This window comes from Acidobacteriota bacterium, assembly GCA_028875575.1.
GTDB lineage: Bacteria > Acidobacteriota > Terriglobia > Versatilivoradales > Versatilivoraceae > Versatilivorator.
In genome coordinates, this window is record JAPPDF010000056.1 from 17,637 (window position 1) to 27,005 (window position 9,369).

Here is a 9,369-nt window from a genome sequence, read left to right on the forward strand (position 1 = left end):
GACCGGCCCTGCCCCTGGGCGTTTCCGGAAGAATTCTTGGACGGGAGTAGCTGCCGTGCGTTTGGTCGTCAAACTGGGTGGAAGCTTGTTGACGGAATCAGGGCTTCTCCATAGAATTGTCGCCCAGCTCATCGGCCTGAGGCGCCGCGGCCACCAGATTGTCGTGGTTCACGGCGGTGGGAAACAGATCAAGCATTACTTGAAGAAGTTACGCATTCCCACAGAAACCCATAGGGGGTTGCGTGTTACCGACCCGGAGACCATGCGGGTGGTTCAGATGGTCCTGGGAGGATTGGTCAACAAGAACATCGTAGCGGTTTTCAATGACCTGGAAGGGGGGGCCGTCGGTCTATGCGGCGCCGACGGATCGAGCTTTCTGGCTCACAAATACCGGGATGACCCGCCGGACGAACCCCCGTTCGACTACGGGCAGGTCGGAGAGATCTCCCAGGGAAATCCCGCCCTGGTGGATCTGCTGCTGGAGCACGACTACTGCCCGATCATTGCCTGTTTCGGAGTCGGTCCGGACGCCACTTTCTATAATGTCAACGCCGATGAGATGGCCTCGGCCGTAGCCCTCATCTGTCGGGCCGATCGGTTGATCTTTCTTACGGATGTCCCGGGCGTGCTGAACGCGGACCGCCAGGTTATCCCCCGACTCAGTCGAACGGAAATGGAGAGCCTGAGGCAACAGGGTGTGATTTCCGAAGGCATGCTTCCCAAGACTCGCGCCTGTGAACGGGCCATCCGGCAAGGACTCTCCCCGGTCAATATTCTTGGCGGTCGGGAGCACGATTGCCTGGTTCGGTTGCTGGAATCCGGTGAATCCCTGGGGACGGCGATTCATTGACGGCCGCCGTTCGGAATTGAGGGCCTGCACTTCTTCCGTAAGCCTTCGGCATCCCATCCGCTCTGCAGTCAGTTTCCCGGGAGCGCCCCCGGCACACGTCCAGGGCGCCCCACTCATGCTTCGGAGGACTATTTGATGAATCTGAAACAAATTGAGGAATTCGAGTCCCAGGTCCTGTTCAGCAACTACAAGAAGTACCCCCTGTATGTCCAGAAAGGGCGCAAGTGCATGCTTTACGACTTTGAGGGCAAGCGTTACCTGGATCTGCTCTCCGGCATCGCTGTCAGTGCCCTGGGTTACAACCATCCGCGCATCGCCAACGCGATGCGCAAGCAGCTCAAGAAGTTGATCCACATCTCCAACCTCTTCTATCACCCCTATCAGGCCCTGCTGGCCCGGAAGCTGCTGGAGATCTCGGGAATGGAGCGGGCATTCTTCTGCAACAGCGGCACCGAGGCCGTGGAAGCCTCCTTCAAGCTGGCCCGTGGATACGCCTACAAGAACCAGTTGGGGGAAGGCAAGAACCAGATTCTGACGCTGGACGATTCCTTCCACGGACGTACTTATGGAAGCCTGTCCGCCACCTACAACGATACTTACCGGACCCCGTTCGGCCCCTTGGTCCCGGGGTTTCAATTCGTGAAACGCAACCAGGTGGAAGACCTGCAGTCCAAGTTCAATGACAAGGTCTGCGCCATTATCATCGAGCCCATCCAGGGCGAGGGCGGAGTGCACGCCTGTTCCCGGGAATTTCTACAGGCGGCTCGCGACCTATGCCAAGAACACCGGGCCCTGCTGATTTTCGATGAGATCCAAAGCGGGCTGGGCCGCACGGGACGCTACTTCTACTTCCAGAAGTTCGGAATCCGGCCGGATGTCATCACGCTTGCCAAACCTCTGGGCGTGGGCTTGCCGCTGGGGTCGGTGCTGACCTCCAAAGAGATTTCCCTGACCTTTGGACCCGGCGACCACGGCACCACCTTCGGAGGAGGCCCCCTGGCCTGCCGCCTCGGGTTCGAGTTCGTCAAAATCCTTCAGGAAGAAGGGTTTCTCGCGGATCTTCGCGAGAAAGGGGATTTCTTCAAGCAGAAGCTGCTGGATCTCAAACGGAAATATCCCTTCGTGGTGGACGTGCGCGGCGAGGGACTGATGTTGGCCATCGAAGTGAACTTTCCGGCCCGTGAGATCGTCAACCAGTGCCTGGAGGCCGGTTTTGTAATCAACGTGACGGCCAACACGGTGCTCCGCTTTCTTCCGCCCTATATCATCACCAAAAAAGAGATTGCTCGCTTTGCCAAAGCCCTCGACAAGATTTTTTCCAACGTTCCCGCCGATCAATAGGTCCAGGACCCTCCCGGCGGCAACCGGCGGGCCCCGGTGCGGCCTTGCACGGCCGGCCTGCAGGCCGAGGGGAGGTGCTCATGTCTGATCCCGCCACGGCCGGTTCAGCTTCCAGGGAGCGGCTCAGCGTCTCCGATCTGTTGTCCATTCAGGATCTGACTCCCGAAGACATCCAGCTCATTTTCCAGGTCTCCAGGAGAATTAAGAAGGCTCCGGACGAATTTGCCCTCAGCCTGAAGGGTAGGACGTTGGCCATGATCTTCGAGAAGCCGTCCCTGCGAACACGCGTGACCTTTGACGTGGGAATGACCAGTATGGGAGGGCATGCCCTGTTTCTGGATCATAGCGACGCCAAGCTCGGTGAGCGTGAATCCATCAGGGACGTGGCGCGCAACCTGGAGCGCTGGGTCCATGGAATCGTCGCCCGTACCTACAAGAACCGCTCGGTGGTGGAGTTGGCGGAACATGCACGAATTCCGGTGATCAACGGCCTCACGGATCTGCTGCATCCCTGCCAGGCCCTGGCAGACTATTTCACCCTTTCCGAAAGGCTGTCCTTGAACTCCGGCGTCAAACTCTGTTTCGTGGGTGACGGAAACAACACCTGCCACTCTCTGATCCTGGGAGCCGCCCGACTGGGAATTCACTTGTCGGTGGCCAGCCCGGCCGGCTATGAACCCAACCCTGAAATCGTGCGTCAAGCCATGGGTACGGCTGCCACCACCGGAGCCACCATCACGATTTCGAGAAATCCCAGGGAAGCTGTCCGAGGGGCGAACGCAGTCTACACCGACGTATGGGCCAGCATGGGTCAGGAAGCGGAGACGGAAGACCGGGCGACGGTCTTCTCCGACTATCAAGTGAACAGCCGGCTGATGGCACTGGCCGACGGGGAGGCATTGTTCATGCACTGCCTGCCCGCCCATCGCGGCTACGAAGTGGCGCCCCAGGTGATCGACTCGCCGCAATCGGTGGTATACGACCAGGCGGAGAATCGCCTTCACGTGCAAAAAGCCCTGCTGTTGCTGCTGATGGCCGGAGAGGCCGTGTAGAGGAGGTACGTCGTGGTCAGGAAAGTGGTACTCGCCTACTCCGGTGGGTTGGATACATCGATCATCATTCCCTGGTTGAAGGAAAACCATGGCTGTGAAGTGATCGCCATGGCGGGCGATGTCGGCCAGGCTGAAGAGCTGGAGGGACTGGAAGAAAAGGCGCTGAGAACCGGGGCCAGCAAACTCTACGTGGAAGATCTCAAGGAGGAGTTCATTCGGGACTACGTCTGGCCCACCTTGCGGGCCGGAGCCATTTTCGAGCGCAAGTACCTGCTGGGGACCTCCATGGCCCGCCCCATTCTGGCCAAGAGGCAGGTTGAGATCGCCATCCGGGAAGGAGCCGACGCGGTGGCTCACGGCTGTACCGGAAAGGGCAACGACCAGGTCCGTTTCGAACTCACCTACAAGGCGCTGGCTCCCCATCTGCAGGTGATCGCTCCCTGGCGGGAGTGGGACATCGAGTCCCGGGAGGATGCCATCGACTACGCCCACCAGCGGCGGATTCCCATCACGGCCAGCAAGGAAAAGATCTACAGCGAGGACCGCAACCTATGGCACCTCAGCCATGAAGGCGGATCGCTGGAAGATCCGACCTCCGAACCCGAGGAGTCCCTTTGGCACCTCACCGCGGCGCCGGAAAAAGCACCAGACCAACCCCGCTATCTGGAAGTGGAATTCGAATCGGGGACTCCGGTCGGCCTGGACGGCCAGCGCCTGGCGGCGGCCGAACTGGTTGAGCAGGCCAACCGGATTGGAGGAGAACACGGCATCGGCAGGGTCGACATGGTTGAGAACCGCTTGGTGGGAATGAAATCCAGGGGAACCTACGAGACTCCGGGTGGAACCATTCTGATGCAGGCTCATCGGGAGCTGGAATCCATCTGCCTTGACAGGGACACCCTGCGGGTGAAAGACATGCTGGCCCTCACCTACGCCGATCTGGTCTACAACGGGCAGTGGTTCACCCCGCTGCGCGAGGCCCTGGATTCGTTCGTGACGGAGACTCAACAGCCGGTCAGCGGCGCCGTCCGCCTGAAACTCTACAAGGGCAACCTGACGGTCGCCTCCCGAACCTCCTGCCACAGCCTCTACCGGGAAGACCTGGCCAGCTTTGACCAGGCCGGCGGTTACCGGCAGGCTGACGCCAAGGGATTCATCAACCTCTTTGGGCTGCCCGTTCAGGTCCGTGCCCTCATTCAAAGGCAACAATCCCGCCGCTGAGGCCGGGGTTGGCCGGCAGGGTTGGACCGAACAGGTTCAATAGGGTGGGGCGCAAGTCGCACACGGAAACGGAGGGTTGGAGTCGTGAGTACCTGGGGCGGAAGATTCACTCGAGGCATGGATGAGGCTTTCGAGCGCTTCAACGCCAGTTTCGGCCTGGATCGCCGACTCATTCTGGAAGACATCGAGGGATCCATGGCTTACGCCGAGGCCCTGGAACAGGCAGGGATACTCTCTCCTCAGGAACTCCGGAGCATCCTGGAGGGATTGGGAGAAATCCGCGACCGGGCCCAGCAGGACCCCGGTTTCCTGGCGGACGCCAAGGACGAGGATGTCCACAGCTTCGTGGAAGCGCGCTTGGTGGAGATCATCGGTGAACCCGGGCTGAAACTTCACACCGGACGGAGTCGGAACGACCAGGTGGCGGTGGACACCCGGCTCTTTCTCAAAAAGGCCATCGGCAGGGTCCAACAAGGTCTGAAGGGACTGATGGGCGAACTGCTGAGTCAGGCCAAGGGCCGACCCGACCTGGTGGTTCCCGGCTACACTCATTTGAGAAAGGCCCAGCCCATTCTGCTGGCTCACTATCTGCTGGCCTGGTTCGAGATGTTCTCCCGGGATCGCGATCGCTTCGAAGACTGCTACCGCCGGACCGACTGCATGCCCCTGGGAGCGGGAGCGCTGGCTGGAAACGCCTTCGCCGTCGACCGCGAGTTCCTGCGCAAGAAGCTCAAATTCTCGCGCATCTCCGCCAACAGCCTGGACGCCGTCAGCGACCGGGACTACCTGGTGGACTTCGTCAGCGCCGGCTCAGTCTCTCTGGTGCATCTCAGCCGACTGGCTGAGGACCTGATTTTCTTTTCGACGCCGGAGTGCGGCTGGATCGAACTTTCCGATGAAGTCACCACCGGCAGCAGCCTCATGCCGCAGAAGAAGAATCCGGATTCCCTGGAACTGCTTCGCGGCAAATCGGGAAGAGTGATCGGCAATGTCACCCGGCTCCTGGTTCTGCTCAAGGGGTTGCCACTGACTTACAACAAGGACCTGCAGGAAGACAAGGAGGTCCTCTTCGACACCCTGGACACCCTGCTGGACTGCCTGCAGGTGGCTCAGGTGGTGGTGCGCACCCTCAAAATCGACGCCGAGGCGGCCCGAAGAGCGCTTGAGGGTGACTTCATGACCGCCACCGATCTTGCCGACTACCTGGTCCGCAAAGGAATGGCCTTCCGCGAGGCCCATGGGCTGGTGGGGCGGATCGTTCTGGAATGCGAAAGGCAGCGCATCCACCTGCCGGAGTTGCCCCTGAGTCGCTACCGCCAGTTTTCTTCGCTCTTCGCCGAAGACCTGTTCCAGGCCTTGTCTGTCCAGCATAGCATTGAGGTGCGGTCGGTTGCGGGTGGGACGTCGCCGGCGCGAGTTGCCGAAGCAATGTCCCGTGCAGAACAGTCCCTGACCCTGCGGAATCCCTCGGAAAGGGGAACAAGTGTCTGAAAACTGGACCCTGAATTCTGCTGAAATCCTGCCTCCCAAGGACTTCCAGGCAGCCGCCGCGGCTGCCGGCATCAAGGCGTCCGGCCTGGACTTGGCCCTGCTTTATTCCACTCGTCCCTCCCGGGGCGCCGCGGTATTCACCACCAATGCGGTCAAGGCCGCGCCGGTGGTGCTTTCTCAGCGGCACCTGCTTGAAAGCGGGGGGGCGCTTCAAGCCATGATCATCAATTCCGGGAACGCCAATGCCTGTACCGGAGAACCCGGCATGGCGGCGGCCGTTGCCATGGCCGAGGCCACCGCCGGGACCCTGGCCGTCCCGGTGGATCAGGTCCTGGTGTGTTCCACCGGAGTCATCGGAGTTCCCCTCCCGGCGGACCGCATCACCGCCAAACTGGATGACCTGAAACGGTCACTGGGTCCCGGTGAGCTGGGAGCCGCCGCACGGGCCATCCTGACCACCGATACCACTCCCAAGGTCTGCACCGCCGAAGCCTCGATAAGCGGCCGGCCGGTGCGCATTGCCGGCATGACCAAGGGCGCCGGCATGATTCATCCACGCATGGCCACCACCTTGGGCTTTGTGCTCACCGATGCCGATATCGGCCCTTCCCTGCTGCGGCAATCGCTCGAGCAGGCCTGCCGGCGAAGCTACAACCGGATTTCCGTCGACGGGGATACCTCAACCAACGACACCCTGGCCATTATGGCCAATGGAGGCTCGGGAATACCGGCGATCGAGCCGAATAGTCCCGCTCAGGATTTGTTCGTGGAGGGACTGACCCGGGTATGCCAGAGCCTGGCTCAGCAGGTTGTCCGGGATGGAGAAGGCGCCAGCAAGTTTGTGACCATACGGGTGACTGGAGCCCCCTCCGAGGAGGATGCGGCTCAAATCGCCCGAAGCATCGCCAATTCCCCCCTGGTAAAAACGGCCCTGGCCGGGGAGGACGCCAACTGGGGACGGATCATTTGCGCCGCCGGCTATTCCGGCGTTCCTTTCGACAGCCGACGGGTCTCCATCTCACTGGGAGACCTGGTCGTGTGCCGCCAGGGTGGAGCCGTCAGCTTCGAGGAAAGCCGCGCCAGCGAAATCTTGCGTCGACGGGACATCGATCTGACCGTTCAACTGAATGCCGGCAGCTCGGATGCCACCTTTTGGACCTGCGACCTCACCACCGAATATATTCACATCAATGCCGATTACCGCACCTGAGGCGGTGGAGAGGTACGACTCGCCGGACTCCCCTCATGAGGGCCATACGAATATGGACGGGAGCGACCGGCAGCAATGACCATTCTCGTACCGGCCCTCCGTTTCTACCTGGTCCTGTGGCTTCTGGCCATGGGGATCATTTACCTTCAAGGTCGCCTGACCTGGATACTCTTTCTCCCAACGGAAAGAGCAACTGCCGCAACTTACCTGCTCTGGGGCCTGGGGGGAGCCCTGCTGCTGATCGCACTATCGCTCTACGCCAGCAGGAATTTTTTCTGGGCTCGACAACTGGACCTGGAGTTTCGAAAGCTACTGGTGCCCTTGGGGAGTTGGCAGATCGGAGCCATCGCCCTGTTCAGCGGCACGGCCGAAGAAATCTTCTTCCGAGGCGTCATCCAACCGCTGCTGGGACTGCTTCCCACCAGCCTGCTCTTTGGGGCGGTGCACCTTATTCCCCGCAAGGTCTTTCTCCCCTGGGCCGCCTATGCGGCCTTCGCGGGATTTCTCTTCGGATGTCTCTTTGAACTGAGCGGCAACCTGTTCCCCAATACGCTGTCGCACGTCGCCGTCAACTTTGTCATGATCCGGCTGCTCAACCGTTCGGACCCGGCACCTTCCACGGACTCGGACTGACCGTCGAGCGACCTGAGGATTGCCCGGGATCGACCCCGTTCCATGGCCCGTTTCATTCCGCTGCAATGGCTGCTGCTTGAACAGTGGCGCCGCAATCACCTGGCCGCCACCTTTTCGGCCGCCCTCATCGGCGCCGGGTTCATGCTGGTCATGCCCTTCCTGCCGCTCTACGTGGCTCAACTGGGGGTGGAGTCCCAGGCGGCGGTGGCTGTCTGGTCGGGTCTCATCCTGGGAATCAGCCCTCTGATCACCTCGTTCGTCGGTCCCTTTTGGGGGAAGCTGGCAGACCGCTACGGCCTCAGGATCATGGCCATCCGCGTCTCACTGGTTCTGTTCGTGATCTGGTTCTTGATGGGCCTGGCCAGAAACGTTGAGGAGTTGTTGATTCTGAGGATTCTCTCGGGGTTCTTCGGAGGATTCGGATCCGTCTCGGTGGCCCTGGTGGCCCACTCCGCTCCAAGGGACAGGATTACGCGGGCGATCGGCGGTCTGCAGGCAACCCAAACCTTCAGCATGGCCCTCGGCCCATTCCTGGGCGGAGTTTTGGCAGCCTGGATCGGCATTCGAAACACCTTCTTCGTCACGGCGGCAATGTGTTTCCTCACCTTGGTGTTGTTTCTCCTTCTATACCGGGACAACCCCAATCGCGATTCTTCTCGAACAGCTCCCGACGACGAGACTACCCCCGAGAGTCTGTTCTCCCTGTGGCGACTGCCCAACCTGAAGGTTCTGGCCATCCTGCTGCTCGCGGCTACCGTGATCGAACGGAGCTTTGCCCCGGCCATCCCGCTATTCGTCACCTCCGTGACCGCCAACCCGGTTCGGGCGGCAAGCTTGTCGGGCCTGATCCTCTCCCTGTCCGCCTTCGGGGAAGCCCTGGCTGCCTGGTACTTCGGCCGAAAGATGGCCCGATACTCAGCCCGCAGGCTCCTTATGCGGCGGCTGGGCCTCGGACTTGCCTTTTGCCTGGCGCTGACCCTGGCGACCAGCGCTACTCAGCTCCTGGTGCTCAGGGTCTCACAGGCATTTCTGGCAGGGGGCATCGTGACCATTGCCTACAGCCTGGCCAGCCGGGTCATCCCCAACGAGCGGCGGGCTTCCGGCTTCGGCCTGCTTTCCAGTTTCACCATGATGGGCAACGCCTTCGGTCCCATAATGGCCGGACTGTTGGCATCCATTAGCGTGTACTGGGTTTTTTGGGGGGACGGGATCCTCTACGGGCTGCTGGGGCTGATGGTCTATCGATGCATTGGGAAAGACAGTGGAGAGTGAGGCGTGGAGAGTGAATAGCCCGCCCCATCCCTGCCGGGCAGATCATACAGGGTGAAACAGCGGCCTCTTACCAACCCCGGAGACTGCCCCCCACCGGTTCGACTGCGGGCTGGATCTCCTATCTGGCGATCTCGCCGGTTCCGTCCCCCCCACCGGTTCGACTGCGGGCGGAGCCCTTGTCTCACCGACTCCCCCTCCAGGGGGGAGTGATAGAGGGTACAGACCGCATTCATCCTTTACACCCTAAACCGCAAACATGGTTTACACGCTGATAGGGTATCGATCGAGGAGGATAGAGC

8 protein-coding genes are annotated in these 9,369 nt (G+C 60.9%); all 8 read left to right on the top strand.

What is annotated here, in order from left to right:
• The first annotated feature begins 55 nt into the window (after positions 1 to 55).
• The 8 genes from argB (at position 56) to OXI69_09235 (ending at position 9,070) form a co-directional block, all read left to right on the top strand.
• Complete coding sequence (gene argB / locus OXI69_09200) at positions 56 to 850, top strand: acetylglutamate kinase (GenBank protein ID MDE2666316.1); 795 nt, start codon at positions 56 to 58, stop codon at positions 848 to 850.
• A 135-nt stretch (positions 851 to 985) separates the two neighbouring features.
• Entirely contained in the window at positions 986 to 2,191 is a 1,206-nt protein-coding gene (locus OXI69_09205) for an aspartate aminotransferase family protein (protein ID MDE2666317.1), read from the top strand.
• 80 nt (positions 2,192 to 2,271) lie between these two features.
• Positions 2,272 to 3,243 carry an ornithine carbamoyltransferase gene (argF, locus tag OXI69_09210; protein MDE2666318.1) on the top strand — a complete coding sequence of 324 codons (972 nt, stop codon included), beginning with the start codon at positions 2,272 to 2,274 and terminating at the stop codon, positions 3,241 to 3,243.
• Positions 3,244 to 3,255: 12 nt separating this feature from the next.
• Complete coding sequence (locus OXI69_09215) at positions 3,256 to 4,464, top strand: argininosuccinate synthase (protein MDE2666319.1); 1,209 nt, start codon at positions 3,256 to 3,258, stop codon at positions 4,462 to 4,464.
• 84 nt (positions 4,465 to 4,548) lie between these two features.
• On the top strand, positions 4,549 to 5,955 hold the full coding sequence (argH, locus tag OXI69_09220; protein MDE2666320.1) for an argininosuccinate lyase: 1,407 nt from the start codon (positions 4,549 to 4,551) through the stop codon (positions 5,953 to 5,955).
• Entirely contained in the window at positions 5,948 to 7,165 is a 1,218-nt protein-coding gene (gene argJ, locus OXI69_09225; protein ID MDE2666321.1) for a bifunctional glutamate N-acetyltransferase/amino-acid acetyltransferase ArgJ, read from the top strand. The genes argH and argJ overlap by 8 nt, the downstream gene beginning before the upstream one ends.
• 75 nt (positions 7,166 to 7,240) lie before the next feature.
• Positions 7,241 to 7,798: a CPBP family intramembrane metalloprotease gene (locus tag OXI69_09230; protein ID MDE2666322.1), complete on the top strand. Its 558-nt coding sequence runs from the start codon at positions 7,241 to 7,243 to the stop codon at positions 7,796 to 7,798.
• Between the two features lie 42 nt (positions 7,799 to 7,840).
• The gene (locus tag OXI69_09235) at positions 7,841 to 9,070 is read left to right on the top strand and encodes an MFS transporter (protein ID MDE2666323.1); all 1,230 of its coding nucleotides are present in this window, start codon (positions 7,841 to 7,843) and stop codon (positions 9,068 to 9,070) included.
• The last annotated feature ends 299 nt before the right edge of the window (positions 9,071 to 9,369 follow it).

Excerpts from the sequence above, each read along its gene's own strand:
- OXI69_09230 (MDE2666322.1), top strand. The coding sequence starts at position 7,241 with ATGACCATTCTCGTACCGGCCCTCCGTTTCTACCTGGTCCTGTGGCTT.
- OXI69_09235 (MDE2666323.1), top strand. The coding sequence starts at position 7,841 with ATGGCCCGTTTCATTCCGCTGCAATGGCTGCTGCTTGAACAGTGGCGC.
- argF (MDE2666318.1), top strand. The coding sequence starts at position 2,272 with ATGTCTGATCCCGCCACGGCCGGTTCAGCTTCCAGGGAGCGGCTCAGC.
- OXI69_09205 (MDE2666317.1), top strand. The coding sequence starts at position 986 with ATGAATCTGAAACAAATTGAGGAATTCGAGTCCCAGGTCCTGTTCAGC.